At 36.3% G+C, this 21,553-nt stretch carries 16 protein-coding genes; 7 read left to right on the top strand and 9 right to left on the bottom strand.

The window, feature by feature from the left end:
• Positions 1 to 34 precede the first annotated feature (34 nt).
• The 7 genes from QMO11_RS08205 to cobU all read left to right on the top strand — a co-directional run bounded on the left by QMO11_RS08205 (position 35) and on the right by cobU (position 10,378).
• Positions 35 to 1,351, top strand: coding sequence for a permease (locus tag QMO11_RS08205; protein WP_282036845.1), 1,317 nt, complete (start codon positions 35 to 37; stop codon positions 1,349 to 1,351).
• Between the two features lie 628 nt (positions 1,352 to 1,979).
• The gene (locus QMO11_RS08200; protein WP_282036844.1) at positions 1,980 to 5,093 is read left to right on the top strand and encodes a SusC/RagA family TonB-linked outer membrane protein; all 3,114 of its coding nucleotides are present in this window, start codon (positions 1,980 to 1,982) and stop codon (positions 5,091 to 5,093) included.
• Between the two features lie 18 nt (positions 5,094 to 5,111).
• Positions 5,112 to 6,548, top strand: coding sequence for a RagB/SusD family nutrient uptake outer membrane protein (locus tag QMO11_RS08195; protein WP_282036843.1), 1,437 nt, complete (start codon positions 5,112 to 5,114; stop codon positions 6,546 to 6,548).
• 680 nt (positions 6,549 to 7,228) lie between these two features.
• A complete protein-coding gene (gene cobT, locus QMO11_RS08190; RefSeq protein WP_282036842.1) occupies positions 7,229 to 8,263 on the top strand; it encodes a nicotinate-nucleotide--dimethylbenzimidazole phosphoribosyltransferase in 1,035 nt (344 codons plus the stop codon).
• A gap of 158 nt (positions 8,264 to 8,421) precedes the next feature.
• Positions 8,422 to 9,198 (top strand): adenosylcobinamide-GDP ribazoletransferase, encoded by a 777-nt coding sequence (locus tag QMO11_RS08185; protein WP_282036841.1) that lies wholly within the window; start codon positions 8,422 to 8,424, stop codon positions 9,196 to 9,198.
• An 81-nt stretch (positions 9,199 to 9,279) separates the two neighbouring features.
• Positions 9,280 to 9,855, top strand: a complete 576-nt coding sequence (gene cobC, locus QMO11_RS08180) for an alpha-ribazole phosphatase (protein WP_282036840.1) — start codon at positions 9,280 to 9,282, stop codon at positions 9,853 to 9,855.
• A gap of 13 nt (positions 9,856 to 9,868) precedes the next feature.
• Positions 9,869 to 10,378 (top strand): bifunctional adenosylcobinamide kinase/adenosylcobinamide-phosphate guanylyltransferase, encoded by a 510-nt coding sequence (gene cobU, locus QMO11_RS08175; RefSeq protein WP_282036839.1) that lies wholly within the window; start codon positions 9,869 to 9,871, stop codon positions 10,376 to 10,378.
• Positions 10,379 to 10,544: 166 nt separating this feature from the next.
• On the opposite strand, the gene QMO11_RS08170 is transcribed toward cobU, so the two are convergent.
• From QMO11_RS08170 to mce, 9 genes are all read right to left on the bottom strand, one after another.
• On the bottom strand, positions 10,545 to 11,033 hold the full coding sequence (locus QMO11_RS08170; protein WP_282036838.1) for a lipid-binding protein: 489 nt from the start codon (positions 11,031 to 11,033) through the stop codon (positions 10,545 to 10,547).
• A gap of 29 nt (positions 11,034 to 11,062) precedes the next feature.
• Positions 11,063 to 11,770, bottom strand: coding sequence for a BT_2262 family domain-containing protein (locus tag QMO11_RS08165; protein WP_282036837.1), 708 nt, complete (start codon positions 11,768 to 11,770; stop codon positions 11,063 to 11,065).
• A 15-nt stretch (positions 11,771 to 11,785) separates the two neighbouring features.
• On the bottom strand, positions 11,786 to 13,288 hold the full coding sequence (locus QMO11_RS08160; RefSeq protein ID WP_282036836.1) for a SusD/RagB family nutrient-binding outer membrane lipoprotein: 1,503 nt from the start codon (positions 13,286 to 13,288) through the stop codon (positions 11,786 to 11,788).
• Between the two features lie 18 nt (positions 13,289 to 13,306).
• A complete protein-coding gene (locus QMO11_RS08155) occupies positions 13,307 to 16,459 on the bottom strand; it encodes a SusC/RagA family TonB-linked outer membrane protein (protein ID WP_282036835.1) in 3,153 nt (1,050 codons plus the stop codon).
• Between the two features lie 829 nt (positions 16,460 to 17,288).
• On the bottom strand, positions 17,289 to 18,542 hold the full coding sequence (locus QMO11_RS08150) for a sodium ion-translocating decarboxylase subunit beta (RefSeq protein WP_068473906.1): 1,254 nt from the start codon (positions 18,540 to 18,542) through the stop codon (positions 17,289 to 17,291).
• Positions 18,543 to 18,544: 2 nt separating this feature from the next.
• Positions 18,545 to 18,970: a biotin/lipoyl-containing protein gene (locus QMO11_RS08145; protein WP_282036834.1), complete on the bottom strand. Its 426-nt coding sequence runs from the start codon at positions 18,968 to 18,970 to the stop codon at positions 18,545 to 18,547.
• Between the two features lie 104 nt (positions 18,971 to 19,074).
• Positions 19,075 to 19,458 carry an OadG family protein gene (locus QMO11_RS08140; RefSeq protein WP_068473912.1) on the bottom strand — a complete coding sequence of 128 codons (384 nt, stop codon included), beginning with the start codon at positions 19,456 to 19,458 and terminating at the stop codon, positions 19,075 to 19,077.
• Between the two features lie 16 nt (positions 19,459 to 19,474).
• Complete coding sequence (locus QMO11_RS08135; RefSeq protein WP_068473915.1) at positions 19,475 to 21,034, bottom strand: acyl-CoA carboxylase subunit beta; 1,560 nt, start codon at positions 21,032 to 21,034, stop codon at positions 19,475 to 19,477.
• Positions 21,035 to 21,058: 24 nt separating this feature from the next.
• Positions 21,059 to 21,469: a methylmalonyl-CoA epimerase gene (gene mce / locus QMO11_RS08130; RefSeq protein WP_068473918.1), complete on the bottom strand. Its 411-nt coding sequence runs from the start codon at positions 21,467 to 21,469 to the stop codon at positions 21,059 to 21,061.
• Positions 21,470 to 21,553: the final 84 nt, after the last annotated feature.

Genomic DNA, 21,553 nt, shown 5'->3' with positions numbered 1-21,553 from the left:
TTAATACGTTTAGTATAAAACAGAAAAAAACATCATGCAATATATATATCAATTCTTTCAGGAACTAATCAGCATCACCAATGAAATGGCCCCATATTTATTATTAGGCTTTTTCTTTGCAGGAGTACTTAAGGTATGGTTTCCGCAAAAGTGGATTAACAGATATATGGGCAAAAATAATTTGATGTCGGTTATTAACACGGCACTATTAGGCATCCCACTTCCTTTGTGTTCATGCGGAGTTATACCTACCGGGATTTCTTTTTATAAGAACGGAGCTTCAAAAGGTTCTAGTGTTTCCTTTCTGATTTCAACACCCCAAACAGGTGTAGATAGCGTATTGGTAAGTTATTCTCTTTTAGGTTTGCCCTTTGCAATCATCAGAGTTATTGTTGCACTTATAACAGGTGTATTAGGAGGTGTTTTAACTAACGCGATTGATAAAGAGGAAAAAATAGAGGCAGCTCCCATAAAAAGTGGCACAAAAAAAACGGATCATTCCTTAGGCCGAGTCTTAAAATATGGTTTCAATGAATTTTTAATGGATATAGCCAAATGGTTAATTATAGGTTTATTGATTGCCGCTGCACTGGCAACCATAATTCCAGATAACTTTTTCATCCAATACATCAACAACGAACCATTAAGCATGCTTATGGTACTATTGGCTTCTATCCCACTTTATGTATGTGCCACAGCTTCGGTACCCATTGCGGCCATATTAATGATGAAAGGTTTATCACCTGGGGCTGCACTTATTTTTTTAATGGCCGGACCAGCAACAAATGCGGCAACCATAACAGTAATAAAAAAGGTATTTGGTAATAAAACACTATTCAGTTACCTATTTTCAATCATTGGAGGTGCAATTGCTTTTGGATTTCTTATCAATCACTTTTTACCAAGTGAATGGTTCAATATTGCTCAAAATGAGCACATGCATCACAACCATGAAATGTTACCGCATTGGTTTAAAATATTATCGTCTTTAACACTTGTGGGGTTAGTAATTTATGGATATATAAAAAGACATAAAAAGAACAATTCCTACTCAGCTCCAATAACTACCAATACCAGCATTAATATTACCAACAACAAACCTAACTTAAATCCTCAGCAGATGAATTTTGTTGGTGTTAGTAAAACTGCAGAATATTCGGTTACTGGGATGACATGTAGCCATTGCAAGGCTAATGTTGAAAACAACCTTAAACAAAAGGATGGGGTTAGTACAGCAAGTGCCAATCCGCAAAAAAACACAGTTATTGTAACAGGGACCTCAATAAATGATGATATGGTTAAAGAAACTGTTAATTCTTTAGGGTATTCTTACGTAAAAAGGATAAAATAAGAATTACCCCCTATAAAAAGAGGATTTATTTCAAATATTTTTCACTCCAACAATACCTTACATTTACATATCACAGCTTTCAAATTGTAAGCCGCGTATGTCATTTATATACAAGCCATTTACCCAACAACAACTACTACTCACTATTTTTTTGCAAATATTCACACCCACGTTTTATACCTTTTTACTAAAAGATGTAAGTCTCTGATATTTGCATAAATATTTTAGTCAATCTATATTTGCAGCACCTAAAACACACACAAATTACCTTTCACCCTACTCTTATGAATTACCCATTAAACCCGGGTATTACCTTATAATTTGATAAACTCTCAAACCAATACATCACTGTATTAAACTTGCTTTTTGCTTTTACCTAAGCATAACATCTCTCTGTTTTTCGCATTTGGGAATTATACCAAAAACATCATCAAATGATTGATACAAATTGTTTATATAAAGCTTCTACAGCTTCATAAAATATCAATGTAGCCATGGCTATATCTCTATTTTATTCATCGTAGAATCTATAAATAATTCAATTTCTGATCCATCATTCAATAATGCATTTGGTATTACACGCCCAAATAATAGCTATCAACTATTTACACTATTATAATTATTATTTATGCGAAAATTAAAAACCTTACTGTTTTTGCTTGTTATGGCTACGAGCGTAGCTTTTGCCCAAGACAAGAACATTACAGGACACATTTCAGAAAGTGGGACAGATGAACCTTTACCGGGAGTATCAATTGTAATTAAAGGCACTACTGTAGGTACAGTAACCGACCTTGATGGTAACTACAACCTTACAGTGCCTGCCGATGCAGAAACATTAGTATTCTCTTTCATTGGTATGGAGACTATTGAAAGAGCTATAACTTCAGACGTGATAAACGTATTGATGGGCGATGATGCTGTGGCCGTTGAAGAAGTAATGGTAGTTGCTTATGGTGTTGCAAAAAAAGAATCATTTACTGGTTCGGCAACCTCTATTAACAACGAAAAATTAAAAAGTAACTCATCCGTTGAGTCTGTAGATAAAGCCCTAGCTGGTAAAGTTTCAGGGGTACGTATTTCTTCAACCAATGGTGATCCAGGTTCGGCTGGTGAGGTTCAAATACGTGGTGTAGGATCAATGAATGCTTCTACTCAACCACTATATGTAATCGACGGCGTACCAATGGAGACTGGTGATTTCGGTCATGCAGAAAGATCTTCAAACTTATTAGCAACCATGAACCCCGATGATATTGAAACAATGACAGTATTAAAAGATGCTGCTGCTGCTTCATTATACGGATCGCGTGCTGCCAATGGTGTTATCATCATCACCACTAAAAAAGGTAAAGAAGGTAAAACACAGTTTAACTTTAAAGCAGAGCACGGTATTTCAGAGTTAGCAACTAACTCGTTTGAAATGATGAGTGGTTCTCAATACGAACAATGGGTACACGATGGTTTTGCTAACGAATACTTAGCTAAGCAAGGTGTATTTAACCCATCAAGCCCAAACTATGGCAATAGAGATGCTCATATGAATGAGGCTAATGCATATGCTAACGGAGCTTCTGGCGCATATATCAATACACCAGGACATAGCACCGATTACCGCGATATTGTTTATGGCAACGGTTCTTCTATGGACTACCAATTCTCAGCTTCTGGTGGAAACGAGAAAACAAACTTTTATGCTGGTGCCGGATATAACAAAGTTAACGGTATGGTTTTAGGTACTGATTTTGAGCGTATCTCTGGTCGTGTTAACTTAAACCACAAAGCCAACAACTGGTTTTCGTTTGGTGTAAATCAGTCGGTAAGTAATACAACACAGAATGGTAAACGAGATCAAAGTGATCAATCGCAAGGTATTGGAACCACTTCTCCTCTTGGAATTTTATTCCAGATGAACCCAACAGCTCCAGCTTATTTGGCAGATGGATCATATAACCCAGAATCAACAAACCCATACAGTAGAGCCCCTCACCCCGAAGTTGGTTTAGGCGGAACGGGTCGTGAGCGCGAAACATTAACTACAACTACATTCCGTTACTTAGCTACAACTTATGCTCAGGCGGATATCACAGAAGATTTAATGGTTAAAACTACTGTTGGTATTGATCATTCAGCAATTGATAGCAAAGAATTTTGGAGTCCATATTCATTAAACGGAATGAATTACAATGGATATTTAAATATGCAAGGTTACAATAACACTAGCATAACCAACTCAAATATCTTAAGCTACACTAAAACTTTAAACGAAAAACATAACATTAATGCCATTGGTGGTATGGAAGTGCAAGCTCAAACTTATCAATTTAAAGGTATGACCATGCAAAACATGCCTACCGATAAATTGGATGAAGCTTCTTTAGGTACTCCAACTAGCTCAGACTCACAAACTGATGTTGCAAAATTAGTTTCTTATTTATCTAGTTTTAACTACAACTACGATAACAGATATTACGCTTCTGCATCATTACGTGCGGATGGTTCTTCTCGTTTAGCTTCAGATAACAGATGGGGACAATTCTGGTCTGTATCAGGTAGCTGGAGAATTTCTCAGGAAAGCTTTATGTCTGATGCCACTTGGGTTGATGACTTAAAAGTTCGTTCATCGTATGGTACTAATGGTACTTTACCTCCAGGGTATTACGATTATATGTCGTACTATTTCTTAACAGGAAGTATTAATGGTGCCCCTGGATTTTTCCCAGGAAACCTAGGTAATGATGAGTTAACTTGGGAGAAATCGAAAAACTTTAACATAGGAGTTGACTTTTCTTTTCTAAGCCGATTTAATGCTACGGTTGAGTACTACAACAAATACACTGATGACCTTATTATTGAGTTCCCAACTAGTTGGGTAAATAACGGATTTGGAAGTTATGTTGGTAATGCAGGTTCTATTATTAACTCTGGAGTTGAGTTTCAATTTAACGCAAACATAATCGACAAAGGCGACTGGCGTTGGGATGTTGGTTTTAACGTTACCAAGCAAAAAGCTATTGTTGATCAATTACCAAATAACGAAGATATTGTTACAGGTGATGGTGGTATGTATATTTATCGCGAAGGCGAAAGTATGTACTCTTATTACTTACCTGAATGGGCTGGCGTTGATAGCCAAACTGGTTTAGGAACATGGTATAAAGAAGATGGCTCAACAACTACCAACATTAACGAAGCTGAAAGAAGAGTTGTTGGTAAAGCAGTTCCTGATTTTATGGGATCGGTAAATACCGGATTGAAATTTAAAAACTGGGAATTAAGCGCCTTAGTAACCTATAGTTTTGGTGGCGAAATGTTTAACTACCCAGGTTATTTCTCTCATCACGATGGTTTAAGAGCAGGTAACTTTACTCCTGAATCTACTGCTTCTGATTATTGGCAACAACCTGGTGACGATGCAAAAAACCCAATTCCTGTTTTTGGTGGAATGTTAGGTGGTACTGATGTAACAGGATCTTACTACAGATCTGATCAATTTTCATCACGTCATATCTTATCAACAGATCACATCAGATTAAAAGAGCTACGTATTGGATACACTTTACCAAAGCAAATGCTTACCAAAGCAGGCTTTAGCGATGTTACCGTATATTTTGTAGGTGGTAACTTATTAACATGGACTAAAGAAGACAACATTGAGCCTGAAGTACCATTAAATGGATACAGAACGGCAGATACACCTGCGGCACGTACTTATACTTTAGGGGTTAACTTAAGTTTCTAATCACAAAACACTACAATTATGTACAAAATAAAATTATATACAATTCTACTGACTATTGCATTTGCTTTTAGCTCATGTATGGAAAGTTTCTTAAACGAAGACCCTTCAACAGGTCTTCCCGACGATGAAGTCGTTGAATCATTAACTGATTTTGATTACGTTGTAAATGGTGTTTACCATTTAATGAATCACCGTTATTACTATTCAGGCGATTTTGGTGTAACAGGTGCTTTACGTGGCGATGGTTACAAATCATTAAAATCGTTCAACCAGTTTTCACCTGTAGGTCGTTACGATACCAACCCAGTTTCGCATTTCGCATTAGGTTATTGGGAGCAAATGTACAAAGCTCTTGGTGCAGTTAACAGAGCAATTGAACTAAAAGAAAATGTACCTGCCGACGAACAAGAAGATCCTAAGTACGATCAATTAGTAGGCGAGCTTTATGCAATTAGAGCTACCATCCATTTTGATGTGGCCCGTACGTTTGCCGACCTACCAACTTATGCATCTCAATCGAGTAATAAAGATGCAAATGGTAATGTAATGGGAATTCCTTTGGCTGATAAATTATATGGTACCGATCATTTGCCAACAAGAGCAAGTCTTGAGGAAACCTACGATTTTATTGTAGCCGATTACGATACAGCAATCACTTTCTTAAACGAAGATATTACACGCGGTGGCGGTGGTGTTGGTGTTTCGGCAGCTAAAGGCCTTAAGGCAAGAGTTCTTTTATATTTAGAAAGAGACCAAGAAGCTTTAGACCTAGCCAAAGAAGTTATTGAAGGGTCAAGTATTCCTTTGGTAGATGCCTCAAACTATGTGGATGCATGGACTAAAGAAAACGGACCGGGTAACTTATTTGCCATTATAGCTAATGCACGTTACAATGCTTCATTAAACAGTGTTGGTTACTATACACAGCCCGATTCGTACGAAGAGGTATTTCCAACAGATGAAGAAATTGCATTTATTCAATCTGATGCCAATGATGTACGTAAAGACGTTATCATCACAAGCCTTAACGAAGGTGGTGAAGAAATGACTCATTTAAATAAATTTGCAGGTAGAGATAACCAAGTAACCATTAACCCGGTTCAGGTAATCCGTATTGCCGAGCTTTATTTAATTGCTGCCGAAGCTGCTGTTAAAGAAGGTAACAGCACCGACGCACTTAAATATTACAACGATCTACGCAGAAACAGATTCACTAATTACACAGATGCTACTGAGGTAACATTAGATGATATTTTAGATGAGCGTAGAAGAGAATTTACTGGTGAAAACCACCGTTCGTACGACTTATTAAGAAACAACAGATCTTTCTTAGTACCTAACGTTGGTGAAGAGGAAATTTCTCAAGCTTCAGGTAAAAACTTATTTGCCATTCCGCAGCGCGAAATTGACGCATCAAAAGGAAGCATACAGCAAAATAGCTACTATGCCAACTAAGTATTTGTAATACCAATTACATCATATTCAAAAGCCACTTTGTATCCGTACAAAGTGGCTTTCTTCATTTATAGTTATTCTGTCCCATTCACAACAAAAGCCATCAAAAACCATATAATTACAAGTCAAACTAATTTCAAGGGCAGCTAAACGGGCTTTACACATTATTGGGCACCGTGTTGGCTAAGTATTATATGGTTGCTGCGTGGGCTTCCTGCGGTCGCCTCCACCCTCCCTATAAAACTAAGCCAACAAGGCACCCAATGTCATTCCAATCCCTGCTGCTAAAGCATATATAAACCTCTTAAACCCGAAAAACTAAACCACAGCCCAAAAAGGCAATGCCCTTTTTCAAAAACTGTCTCCTTGACATAAAAAGGAGAGGTATAGTGGTAAAAAGGCAAGGTATGGTGATAAAAAGGAGAGGTATTATTGTAAAAAGTGACTCTTTGTCATAAAAAGGCTAGGTATAGCGGTGCAAAGGCTAGGTATGGCAACAAAATGGATCATTTCATCACAAAAGAAGAAAACAAAGCATTAACCCTGTTGAATGCAATCAAAGTCATACCATTATTATGGCAAATATTACTATCCGCAAACTAAAATTTAAACTAAATTAGCCTTACATTTAGACTCTTGTTAAATAAAAAACTAAAAAGTCTAAACACATATCAACGCTTATGAATTTCAACATCGAACCCATTTCTACTCAAATAGAGGAAGCACTTCAACAAAAAATAGATACCAAAACCAAACCACAAGGATCGCTAGGTAAATTAGAAACCATCGCACTCAAAATTGGTAAAATTCAGGATACATTAAGTCCTGCCTTAAACAAACCGGCTATTTTAGTTTGTGCGGCCGATCATGGCATAACGCAAGAAGGTATTAGCCCATTCCCTCAAGAAGTAACCTTTCAAATGGTGATGAACTTTTTAGGTGGTGGTGCTGCAATAAATGTTTTCACACAGCAAAACAACATAGAACTTGTGCTAGCCGACACGGGTGTTAACTTCGATTTTGAAAAACATCCTAGTTTACTAGATTACAAAATTGCCAAAGGCACAAAAAACTTTGCCTCCGAAGCTGCCATGACTATCGCTCAGTGCGAACAAGCCATGCAAAATGGTGCGGCAATTACCGAAAAATTGCACGCCAACGGAACTAATATTATTGGTTTTGGCGAAATGGGCATAGGTAACACCACCGCTGCAGCAGCACTTCTCACGGCTTATACCAATATTGATGCTAAAGATGCTGCCGGAGCAGGTACCGGGCTCGATGAAAAAGGAATTGCACACAAGGCTGAAGTTATTGCTAAAGCCATAGCCAAACAAGGCATACCCAATTCTCCACTAGAAATTTTGGCCACCTATGGCGGTTTCGAAATTGCCACCATATGCGGAGCTATGCTTAAGGCAGCAGAATTAAAAATGATTGTGATGGTAGATGGTTTTATTGTTACTGCGGCATTTTTAGCAGCTTCAAAAATAAATGTAACCATTGCTGATTATGCACTATTCTGCCATAAATCAAACGAAAAAGGGCACGCATTAATGCTCGATCATTTAAATGCAGAACCCATTCTAGACTTAGGCATGCGCTTGGGCGAAGGTACCGGAAATGCGGTTGCTTATCCAGTTATTAAAAGTGCGGTTCAATTCCTAAATAATATGAGTAGTTTTGCCGATGCTGGAGTAGCCACAGAAAAATAAATTATTCAAAATAGACATAAGTCCAAAGTATAAAGACATAAGATTTATTGCCTATAGAAAAAGCAAGGATGCTACATATAGAGTAACGAACGCTTATATCATCTCGATAATTCGAAATAAATCTTTATACTTTTGTCTTTATACTTGATACTTATTAAATGAAACATCAATTACGCTTATTCTTCACGGCCCTAATGTTTATAACGCGCATACCTGTGCCAAAGTGGGTTGGGTATTCTGAGCACAATTTAAACAAATGCAATCGTTACTTTCCTCTTGTGGGAATAGTAGTTGGAAGCATTGGGGCATTGGCCTTTTATGTAGCTAATTTTCTTTTCAATATTGAAATAGCCGTCATATTATCTATGATCGCCACAATTATAACAACGGGTGCTTTTCATGAGGATGGTTTCGCCGATGTTTGTGATGGTTTTGGCGGAGGTTGGACTACCGAAAAAATAATGGATATCATGAAGGATTCAAGAGTAGGCGCCTATGCCTTGATTGGCACTATAATGCTACTACTTTTGAAGTTTTATTCCATTACCTCGCTACCACTTGGCATCATCATTCCTAGTATTATTGCCGGGCACAGCATTAGTCGCTTATTTGCCGTTTCTACCATGTATTCCCTCTCGTATGTAAGAGAGGATGAATTAAGCAAATCGAAACCAGTAACTAAAAATTTAAAGTTTAAAGATTTATTCATTGCATCCATTATTGGTCTACTCCCCTTGCTTTTATTCAAAAACTGGATCATATTTCTAAGTATTGTACCACTTGTTATTACGAAAGTTTGGTTGGAAAAATACTATAAAAAATGGATAGGTGGTTATGTGGGAGATGCTCTTGGAACAGTTCAGCAGGTAACCGAGATAGTATTTTACCTAAGCATAATTGCACTCGGCACTTTAATTGAAAAAGGTATTATTTAGAAATTGTTTGAATCGTATCAGAAATCAATATCCCGACAAAGTCGTGATACTTGATACTTGATACTTGATACTATTTAACTGATGAAAACACTATATATCATTCGTCATACCACACCCAAGGTAGAACCTGGTGTATGTTACGGGCAAGCCGATTTAGATATTACAGCTTCATTTCACCATGAAGCTAATGAAATCAATCAACTACTAAATCAGGCCGAGATTGATACCGTATATTCCAGCCCCCTAAAAAGGTGCAAAGTATTGGCACAGGAGTTATTTACGGATAAAACCATTCGTTACAATGACTTGCTCAAAGAAATTGATTTTGGCGATTGGGAGCTAATGAAATGGAATGATATACCCAAAGAGCAAATGGAAACTTGGTCGGCCGACTTCGTTCACCTACCCCCTCCAAATGGAGAGTCGCTCGGTGATATGAACAACAGAGCCAATGCCTTTTTAAAACATTGCAAAACTTCAATTGAGGATGACAGCACAGCAGCAATAGTAACTCATTCTGGTATAATACGCTGCTTAATTGCACAATGCTTAAGCATTCCTTTAAACAAAATATTCCGACTTAAATTAAACTATGCATCTGTTGTAAAAATAGTTTTATTTGATTCGCATGAAGAAGTAGAAATACTCAAATCTTAATTAACAATTACATATGGCACATATAATATTTGTAACAGGAGGACAACGCTCTGGAAAAAGCCGTTGGGCTGAGGAAAAAGCCTTAGAACTGAGCGACAATCCCATATACCTAGCCACATCACGTATCTGGGACGATGAACATGCTGCACGCATTCAGCGCCATAAAGATGACAGAGACGACAGGTGGGAGAATATTGAAGAGGAGAAGAACATATCGAAATACAATTTCACCAATCGAGTAGTATTAATTGATTGCGTTACGCTTTGGTTAACTAACTTCTTCTTTGATAATGATAGTAACATTGATGTTGCCTTAAATTTAGCCAAGGAAGAGATTAACAAGCTCAAAAAACAAGATGCAACCTTTATCATAGTTACTAACGAAATAGGCCTAGGCGGAATGCCTCAAAATGCCGTACAACGCAAATTTACCGACCTACAAGGTTGGATGAACCAATATATTGCCCAACAAGCTAACGAAGTAAATTTAATGGTAAGTGGCATCCCTGTAAAAGTAAAATAGCACAGAACGAAATAACACAAAAGCCCCATTGCAGATCTAATGCAATGGGGCTTTTTGTTTACGTAAGAAAGGGCAGATTCTCAAGAATCTGCCCCCACTCACACAACTAAACCTTTAATCTATGTCCCACCATAGCTTAGCTGTAAGTTTTTATGGGAATGCTTCATTAATGTTCGTCTTCTAGGAAACCAGTTCTTCTTATACCTGCAACGACATAAACATTACCAGGATCATCACTATACTCGATTTCCATATAAATACTATCAGTTACATTACCTACCTCTGTAATGCCTTTTCCTGGAAAGACTTCACCATTAGTAACGGTAAAAGTCATATCATAATAACTATTTTCAACGTCAGTACCACTAAATGTATTATTTTTAGTATCGCAGTCTAGAACACCCTTCATATCCCATACATTTTCATGATCATCGATCTGCATCTTCGTTGAAGTATTAGCAGCAGTATTAGTGGTTGTAATTTTATTATAACCAGTAAGAGCACTTTCTTCTAGATAAAACTTTACATACCATTCGCCTGCTAGCATTTTACCAACTTCGGTTGTAGCTTTTTCTGGTTCGCCCATTGTATCGTATGGATCACAAGAATATAATCCAACCAACACTAACAACACTATTATATAATTTAATTTCATAAGAATATTTTTAAGTTATAAATCATAGATTAGTCCTTTTGAAGACTAATATCAAAATTATATTTACCTAACCATTTTGCTGTATATGTAATAGAACCCGTAGAAGCATCAACAATTACGCTTTCCACACTATCAAATGGATCACCCCAAGCATTTGACATTGATACATGCTCGAATTCAGTATCACTAATCATTTGTAAGTATCCCGGAAATGCATAACCTGCTCCATATCCATACCCTACAGCATAAAATCCAGCAATCCAATCACTAATCATATATAACCCTTCAACTGAAGTCTTACTAATTACAACTGGATTACCCGCAAAAGAGACACTTGAATTATCGTCAGTATTTAGACGAAAAACATCACCAGTATACTCCCCAGATATATCAACAGAAGACAAACCTGAACTATGCACTATAACCTCTCTGCTAACTGCACCACTATAACCATCAGAATTAGTAGCTGAATAACTTAGAGTATTACTCCCTAATACAGAAACATCTGGTTCTGTTGCAATAACGGCATCTGTTACATCATCCTCTCCTTCAGTAGCAGAATAGCCTGGCTCTACCCAAGGTGTATCCTTTTCGTGATATACAATTTCATCACCCTCTAATACAATTGTTACATAATATGTAATATCAGAAATTCCTTCAGTCTCCTTTTCTGCACATGAAGCAAAAACTAAAACAGCGAATATAAATGCTATGTATTTAAATATATTTATTTTCATATCTTTTATGTTTAATTATTTTGCCCACCATACATTTGTTGATATATCAACTTTTTCTGGCGTATTGGGATTACGAGAATATTCAATATCTGGATACACAACCCTTTTTGGAAACTTACCACTTGTTACACCTTCCAATGAATAAGTCAATTCGCCTGCAACATAAGTAGGATCAGACCCTTTAACAGCACTATACTTAGGATAACCAGTCCTATTTGTTTCAAAGTATGCTTCTAAGGAATGTGAACCAACACATGATAACCATTTTTGAGTAATAATAGCCTCTAATTTATCCTCAAAGGCACCTGTTGGATATTCATAACTTCCACCAACGGCAATTAGGTTGGTTGGATCTAAATCTAAACTACCATATAGAACCGGATCGAAATCAAATTGGCTAAATGCTGCTTGTACACCCAAATCATACAAAGCTTTTGCATCACCTGCAACGCCATATCTTTCTACAGCTTCAGCTTGCATAAAATAAGACTCTGCAGCAGAAATGAATCTAACAGGCTCTAAGGCTGATTGTTTCGCGACTGAAGGTTTATCTGGATCAACTTCTGTAGATGGAGCACTGAATTGCCCCTGATAAAGAGCAAAATGACCTTCACTACCCTCTTTATAAAAAGCATCGATACGAGGATCTCCATTAGATATTAAGTAAGACATCATAGTATTACTAGCCCTAAGGTTTGTTGCTACATTTAATTGTCTAAAATTATATTCATAAAACGGATTACTTTTATCCGGAGCATCTTCAAACTGAGTCATAGCAGCATCGATACTAATAAATCCAATTCCACTACTAAAAACAGCTTTTACTCCATTTTCCGCAGCCGTAGGATCAACATTAACCATTCTTAAATACATCTTTAATTTAAGAGTATTTGCAAACTTTAACCAACTATCCACATCTCCATTAAAAATAAAGTCTTTAGATCCCGGTTTTGAGTTAGTAGCTGACGATAAATCGGTAGCCATAGCAACATCAAGTTCTGCTAATAAGGCATCATAAATTGCACTTCCATTGTCATAACTAGGTGTTAAATTCTCATTACCCATAAAGGCTTCAGAATATGGTAAGTTATCATACAAATCAGCCATTACTTGCATGGTATATGCCTTCATAACTGTACCCATTAGATAATATATCCAATTTTCTGTTTCCTCTGCCTTATTTATAACCGCATTATAATCATTTAATGCACCTGCATAAATTTCTTGGAAAGAACCATTTAAATTATTTGTTGTAACATTATATTGATCAATATACTTATACTGATTAGCGGCATTACTTTGAGTCCAAAATTGAGACCACATTCCACCTAGTATTGCATATTCTCCGCCAATTCTAACGGCACTTGATGCAACTGCAGCAGGAAAAATCAACTCCGGCGTTCCTTCCTCTGCAGCTGGATTATTCGGATCAACATTTATATCTAAAAAGTCCTTTTCACAGCTAACAATTGAAAAGGCAGCCACTAGAACTAATATATATTTAAATATGTTTTTCATATTATTTAGTTTTAAAAATTAGAATGAAGCCTTAAGCGAAAAACCATAACTTCTTACAGATGGCCCACCTGCGAATTCTCCGAATTCACTTCTTAAATCATTACCATATGTAGAACCCTCTGGATCAACAAAATTATTCTCCTTTGGAGTCCACAAGAATAAGTTACGTCCATATCCAGTTATCGTTAATTGTGATAAAGGTGTATTCTTCAAGACGTCGTTGCTAAATCTATAAGAAAGAGTTAAGTCTCTTAGTTTAATGTAAGTTTTATCTACAACGTGCTCACGAGACATTGAAGGGTTGTTAGTTTGATTCCAATACTCATTAATATGCTGCTTATCTACAGGCGTTGTATTTTCAGAATAACTTCCATCATCATTTTGTATAACAGAACCTGGCACAATAAATGGATTACGATCATTATAAGATGTTTTTGTTGCATTACCAACAAAATAGTTAAGTCTAGCTGTATATGAATACATCAAACCGCCTTGCCTATAATCAAATGAAAAACCTAAATTCCAGTTCTTATAATTTAAGTTATTCACTAAGCCCATCTGAAAATCACTTTGAGCATTTCCATATACCTCTTTCTCACCTTCTAATGGAATACCAGTACTTGGATTAACTACAATATTTCCTTCAGGATCCTTAAGCGCAGAATGCCCTCTAAATACCCCTATTGGCTCATCAACATATGCATTAAATTCTATTCCATATGCATCATAAATAGTTACTTTATCAAGCCCATCAGGAAGCTCTAAAACTTTATTCTTATTATTGGCATAAGTCCAAGTAAGATCCCAAACAAAATCTTTAGTCTTTATAGGAACTAAATTTACCGCTAATTCAACACCCTTATTTTCTACAACTCCAAAGTTAACTATTTGTGTTGTATAACCTGTTGTTGCAGCAATATCAACCGGTAGTATCTGACCATCTGTTTCTTTAGAATAATAAGCAAAATCAACACCAACACGGCTTCTGAAAAATCTAGCATCTAAACCGAATTCTATTTCACTAGTAAGTTCAGGTTTTAATGCTGCATTTCCTAACTGATTTGACACTTCAAATCCAGCCACTCCCCCGAGAGGAAAAACCAATTGTCCAAATCCTCCATTAGCAGATCCACTAACTAATGTATTATATATTTGGTAAGGGTCAGCATCATTACCCGTTTTACCCCAACTTGTTCTTAACTTAACAAACGATAAAACGTCTGATTTTAATGACTCAACGGCATCAGTCAAGATAAAACTAAGGCTAGCTCCCGGATAGAAAAAAGAGTTTGCATCCGTTGGAAGTGTAGACGACCAATCATTACGCGCAACTGCTGTTAAGAAAAGATAGTTCCTAAAAGATACATCTACTTGCCCATACACACCAAAAAGTCGTTTTTTGCTGTAATATGTTTCCGTAGTTGCTGGATTAGGGCTATTGGAAAGATCATAAAATCCTGGGATAGTTAACTCCTCGATAGAACTAGTCTGTCTTCTATAATTATTTTGATTAACATTAAAACCAGCAAGGCCATTTAATCTGAAATCATCACTTAATTGCTTATCATATTTCAATAAAACATCAGTATTAAATTCCCTTGAGTGTCTTGATTCTTCAAGAACACCACCTACATCTGGAGTTCTACTATAGTTTGGGCTACCTTCACTAGGGCGTCCAATTGCCTGCCAATCTTTTAAATAAGAATTTGTAACATCTGTACCAATACGCGCTGTTGCAGATAACTCATCAGTAAAATCATAATCTAAAGAAACGTTTCCATAAACTCTATCAGATATGAAATTATTACCATTTTCATTTAATACAAAATATGGATTTTGCGCATAAGGGGTATAAAAATTATCAACATTATTAAACTTATTGTTATAATCTTTCATATCCACAATACTAATATCCCTAGGTATCTGCAATATTTCCTGAAATAAAGTTGCTCCTGTACTACTTCCTTGTCCTGTCGCTACAGATTGAGCTTCTTTTCGCACATAATTCATATTAGCCGAAGCTTTAAATTTCTTGTATTTTGTGGATCCAGAGAAAGATAAAGCATTTCTATTGTAAGAATCTGCATCTGTTGGGATAATACCATCTTGCCTAACGTTATTATATGATAAGAAAAAAGTAGTATTCTCAGAACCTCCACTAACAGAAAGTGAATTATTATAAGAAGTACCAATATCGTAAAAATCTCTCATATTATTTTCTTGCGCAGCAAAAGGTTTTGTTTGTTGAGAGTTATCAACAACATTACCCCAAGGACGAACAACACCATCCATTTTAGGTCCCCAAGATCCATTTTCATTTGAAGCCCAATGACCATTCCAACCCTGACCGAATTCGTTCTGTAATTGAGGTAACCTAAGTGGTGTACTCCAATCAAAAGCTCCGGAATAATCCACTTTAACCTTACCGGCTTTACCCTTCTTTGTGGTTATCATAACCACACCGTTAGCAGCACGAGATCCATATAATGCGGTTGCAGAGGCACCCTTAAGAATTGTCATTGACTCAATATTCTCAGGATTTATATCATTTGCATTATTACCAAAATCAGTAGATCTTGTTGATCCATTTTCTCCCACACGTCTATTGTCAACAGGTGTACCATCAACAACATATAAAGGTTGATTACTACCTGTAATGGAAGAATACCCTCTAAGAATCACTTTAGTAGAAGCTCCTGGCGCTCCCGAAGCAGTAGAAATATTAACTCCGGCCACTTTTCCCTGTATACCCGCAAGAGCACTTACAGGAGCAGCTTTTAGAAGCTCTTCATTACTAACTGAAGTAGCAGCATATCCAAGGCTTTTTTCAGACCTTGAAACACCAATTGCAGTAACAACAACCTCATCCAAATCTTCAGAATCTGAAGCTAAGGTGACATTAATTGTAGTTTGATCTCCTACAACAACTTCTTGTTCTGCCATACCTATATAGGTAAAAACTAAAGTTGTATTAGTTGGCACCTGTAATGTATAAGTACCATCGAAACGAGTTGTAGTCCCGTTAGTTGTGCCCTTGATTACAACAGCTACACCAGGTAATGCCTCGCCAAGATCGTCGACAACTTTACCTGATATGGCTTTTGTTTGAGCCGTAATCGTTTGTAACCCTACAAATAGAGTCAAAAACAGAAATAATGCTAATTTCCGCATAAAACAAAAGATTTAAATTAATAATAGTGTATTTAAATAAAAGACAATGCAATATAATAGACCATTAAGATGACAAGTCTTAATAGCATAACAAACCCAATAATGTACTATCTTTAGTACAATAGAGGTTATGGAATATTTATTCCTTTAATAATGTTGTTCTGATTTTATGTTTTTGATATTCATGAGACAAAAGGTTTTTGTTGTTTTTTTTTGATAATTACAATAGTTATGTGAGTTGTATTTATAAAAGCGGGGGAACACTTAAACTTATAAATACGCTACAAATATAGTAATGATTTTTAAAACTGCAATTACAATCCATAATCTAAAGCAATTCTAAAGTAATAAATCATAAGACAAAACTTGTCTTTTGTAATACTCTTGATTAGATATGAATCACATTGCAAATGTATATATAAATCTATATTTTCCAAACATACCCCTAAATATTTTATAATAATTAGCAATTATTATCATTTACAGGAGGTGTTTGAGCAAAAAAATAGGGGTGTGAAAAGATTTTTTACAATTACAATCACTAAGCAGACATTCCAATTTCCATAATTAAATCGCCACATATGACATATGTAATCAAATACCAGATATATTATTTTTCCGACGATAAAAATAAAAATGTAAGTAAAACACCCTAATTAATAACAGTCAATAACTGAACCTACACAAACGAAAACCGTAATTTATCAACCACAATTCATCATATAAACAGTAATAAACCTATACAAGCTGCACAACCCCAATACTACTAAATAAAAAAAGCCGATTCGTAAGAACGAATCGGCCATTATATAAATCAAAGATGATATATCTATTTCATCAAGAAACTAAGCATAATACCTGCAGCTACAGCAGATCCAATTACACCAGATACATTTGGTGCCATTGCATGCATAAGCAAGTGATTATTAGGGTCAGTCTTTAAACCTTCCATCTGAACCACCCTTGCAGAATCAGGAACTGCAGAAACACCAGCAGCCCCGATAAGAGGATTAATCTTATTATCTTTATTTACAAAAACATTTAAAAAGCGAGCAAATAAGAGACCTCCTGCTGTTGCAACAACAAATGATAGCGCTCCTAATCCGAATATTTTAAGTGAATCAGTGGTTAAAAACACATTAGCTTGCGTTGACGCACCAACAGTTACACCTAATAATATGGTAACAATATTAATTAACGAATTTCGAGCTGTATCCGCTAAACGCTCTGTTACTCCAGATTCCTTCAATAAATTACCAAAGAATAACATACCTAATAACGGTAGAGCTGATGGAGAAATAAATGTAGTTAATAATAGAGCAATTAACGGGAACATTATTTTCTCTGTCTTTGAAACTGCTCTAGGCGGTTTCATTTTAATAGCACGCTCTTTTTTAGGAATAATTAATCGCATAATTGGTGGTTGTATAACCGGAACCAGAGCCATATAAGAATAGGCTGCAATTGCAATTGCCCCCATAAGGTGAGGAGCCAACTTAGAAGAAAGGAAGATTGCCGTTGGACCATCTGCTCCACCAATAATACCGATCGCTCCAGCTTCTTGAGGCGTAAAACCAATAGCAGATGCACCTAAGAAAGTTGCAAAAATACCTATTTGTGCTGCTGCTCCCAATATCATTAACTTAGGATTTGATATCAACGAGGAAAAATCTGTCATTGCGCCAATACCTAAAAATATAAGAGGCGGATATATACCCTGCTCAACACCAAAGTATAAGTAATTCAATACAGATCCTTGCTCATAAATACCAATTTTATAACCTTCTGAAAAAGGAATATTCCCTAAAAGAATACCAGTTCCAATAGGAATTAATAATAAAGGTTCGTAATCGTACTTAACTGCAAGAAAAATAAAGAAGAGACCTACAGCAATCATAATAAGATTGCTGTAACTACCATGCAAATTAGCAAAGCCTGTGAAATTCCACAGTTCTGTTAATCCATCTGCTGCACTCAGTCCACCAGTACTTTCAGTTACGGCTGCCATAACATCAGTACCAAAAACTATTTGCAAGCAAAACAAAAGTGCTAAAACACTATAAACTGTTACAAATTTTCTCATGGCTATTCGAATTCAATTAAGATATCATTTTGAAGAACTGCATCACCTAAACCTACCTTAATCTCTTTCACTACACCATCTTTCTCTGCTAAAACATTATTCTCCATTTTCATGGCTTCCATTACTAAAAGCACATCTCCTTTAGATACAGAATCGCCAACCGCAACATTTAATTGAAAAATATTACCTGGAAGTGGAGCTTTTACAGCACCTGCTCCTGTTGCCTTTTGAGGCACTGCACCTTCACCCGGCTTGCGAGCAACAGGTTTGCGTACTAACTTAGGCGTTTTTGAAACTGCCTTTTTTTCTTGATGAACCTCAACCTCATACACTGTACCATTAACAGACACTGTAGCAATTGAGTCTTCGAAGTCTTTAACTTCTACATTATATTTATTTCCAGATACGGAAAAATCAAATTTCTTCATTTGAACTAAGTTTATTTCATTATCCTAAACGAAAATGATAGTCACACCTGCATTTACGAAATGAAAGATTTAAAATATAAATCAAAAAAACCCGAAATAATAAATTATTTACGGGCGTAACGATTTTGCTTTGAAACGTTATGAGGAAATCCATAATTGGTCATCCCATACAGCTTAGAACTCCATGGTGAGTATCGCTTCCACACTTGTTTTATTGTGATTACATTACTCTCATCATCGTGTTGCTCGTTTAAAAACAGGTGCAATGCGGTAGCAATTACCGCATTGGTTTCTCCTGAAATATCGTTAATATCCTTAACAACTTCTTGCCCGTTTTCAACGACTTTAATTTTTCTGTTGGTAACCCATTTTAAAATTTTAGGAACCGTAAGAAAAATACCAACCAAAAAGAGAAGTGCGCAAAAAACAATTGCCCACCCCAATAAGGTAATGGTCCATGTACTTGAATCAACAAATAGTAAAGTCATATCTACTTATATAATATTATAAAGGAATATTTCCATGTTTTTTTGGTGGCATACTTGCCTTCTTAGTTTGAAGCGACTGGAATCCTCTAATAACACGGAATCTTGTGTTACGAGGTTCAATAACATCATCAATATAACCATGAGCGGCTGCATTGTATGGGTTAGAGAATTTCTCAGTATACTCAGCTTCTTTTTCGGCTGCGTATTTAGCTCTTTCTGCTGGATCTTCAATTTTTGACATTGCACGACCCTCTAGAACTTCGATAGCACCTTTAGCTCCCATAACTGCAATCTCAGCTGTTGGCCAAGCATAGTTAAGGTCAGATTTCAATTGCTTACAGCTCATTACATCGTGTGCACCACCATACGACTTACGTAGGGTTACTGTAATTTTTGGAACAGTAGCCTCACCATAAGCAAACATTAATTTAGCACCATGTGTAATAATACCTGCATACTCTTGTCCTGATCCTGGTAAGAATCCTGGAACATCAACAAGTGTTAACAATGGAATGTTAAATGCATCACAGAAACGTACAAAACGAGCTGCTTTACGAGAAGCATCACAATCTAATACACCTGCAAGGAAACTTGGTTGATTTGCTACAACACCTACTGATTGACCGCCCATACGAACAAAACCAACTAAGATGTTTTTAGCGTAATTTCTATGTACTTCTAAAAACTCGCTATCATCAGCTAAAGTATGAATAACCTCTTTCATGTCATAAGGCATGTTAGGGTTATCAGGAATAATTTCGTTTAAGGCATCATCCATACGATCGATAGGATCGCTAACCTCTAACATTGGTGGTTCCTCAAGATTGTTTTGAGGCATATAAGAAAGAAGTTTTCTAATTAATAAGATTCCTTCTTCTTCATTTTCTAACTCAAAGTGAGACACACCTGATTTAGACGCGTGTACGTGAGCACCACCTAAATCTGCAACTGTAATATCTTCACCCGTTACTGTTTTTACAACCTTAGGACCTGTTACAAACATGTAAGAGTTATCCTCAGTCATCATAATAAAGTCAGTTAGTGCAGGAGAATAAACGTCACCACCAGCACAAGGACCGAAGATTGCAGAGATTTGTGGAATAACACCAGAAGCCTCGATATTACGTTGGAATATCTCAGCGTAACCAGCTAATGCAGTAACACCCTCTTGTATACGCGCACCACCTGAATCGTTAATTCCGATCATTGGAGCACCAGCTTGCATTGCCATATCCATTACCTTACAGATTTTTCCGGCCATTGTTTCTGACAATGAACCACCTAAAACAGTAAAGTCTTTAGAGAAAACATAAACAATACGACCGTCGATTGTACCGTGACCAGTAACAACACCATCGCCCATGAATTTCTTCTTCTCCATACCGAAGTTTACACAACGGTGTGTAACAAACATATCAAACTCTTCGAAGCTACCCTCATCTAAAAGAGCCTCGATACGCTCGCGAGCTGTTAATTTACCTTTTGCGTGTTGCGCATCGATACGCTTTTGACCACCACCTAATTTAGCTTCGGCGCGTAGGTCAATTAATTTTTGTACTTTATCTTTATTAGACATCTTATCTAAGTTATAATCTGTTTATTATTTATTTGGATCTTCGCAAAGCTCAGTTAATACACCGAAAGTTGATTTTGGGTGAAGGAAACCTATATTTAAACCTTCAGCTCCTTTACGAGGTGTTTTATCGATAACTTTTACACCAGCTTCTTCGATAGAAACCAATTTCTCAGCTAAGTTCTCAACAGCAAAAGCAATGTGATGAACACCAGGGCCTTTTTTCTCAACAAATTTACCAATTGGGCCTTCTGGATCAGTAGACTCTAACAACTCAATTTTTGTTTGACCTACCATAAAAAAAGCAGTTTTCACTTTTTGCTCTGCAACTTCTTCCACTGCATAACACTCTAAACCAAAAACGTTTTCATAAAAAGGAATAGCCTCTTCAAGACTTTTTACTGCAATACCAATGTGCTCAATGTGCGATGGTTTCATATCTAAATTGTTTTAATAATTATACTACTTAAAGTACTGTTTATAAATCTATTAAATTTAGGCGTGTTTTCTACTTTATAAGAT

It is taken from the genome of Saccharicrinis aurantiacus (genome assembly GCF_947489045.1).
Classification (GTDB): Bacteria; Bacteroidota; Bacteroidia; order Bacteroidales; family Marinilabiliaceae; genus Saccharicrinis; species Saccharicrinis aurantiacus.
Note: the sequence above shows the minus strand (reverse complement) of the source record. Positions and strands in the feature narration are given on the sequence as shown.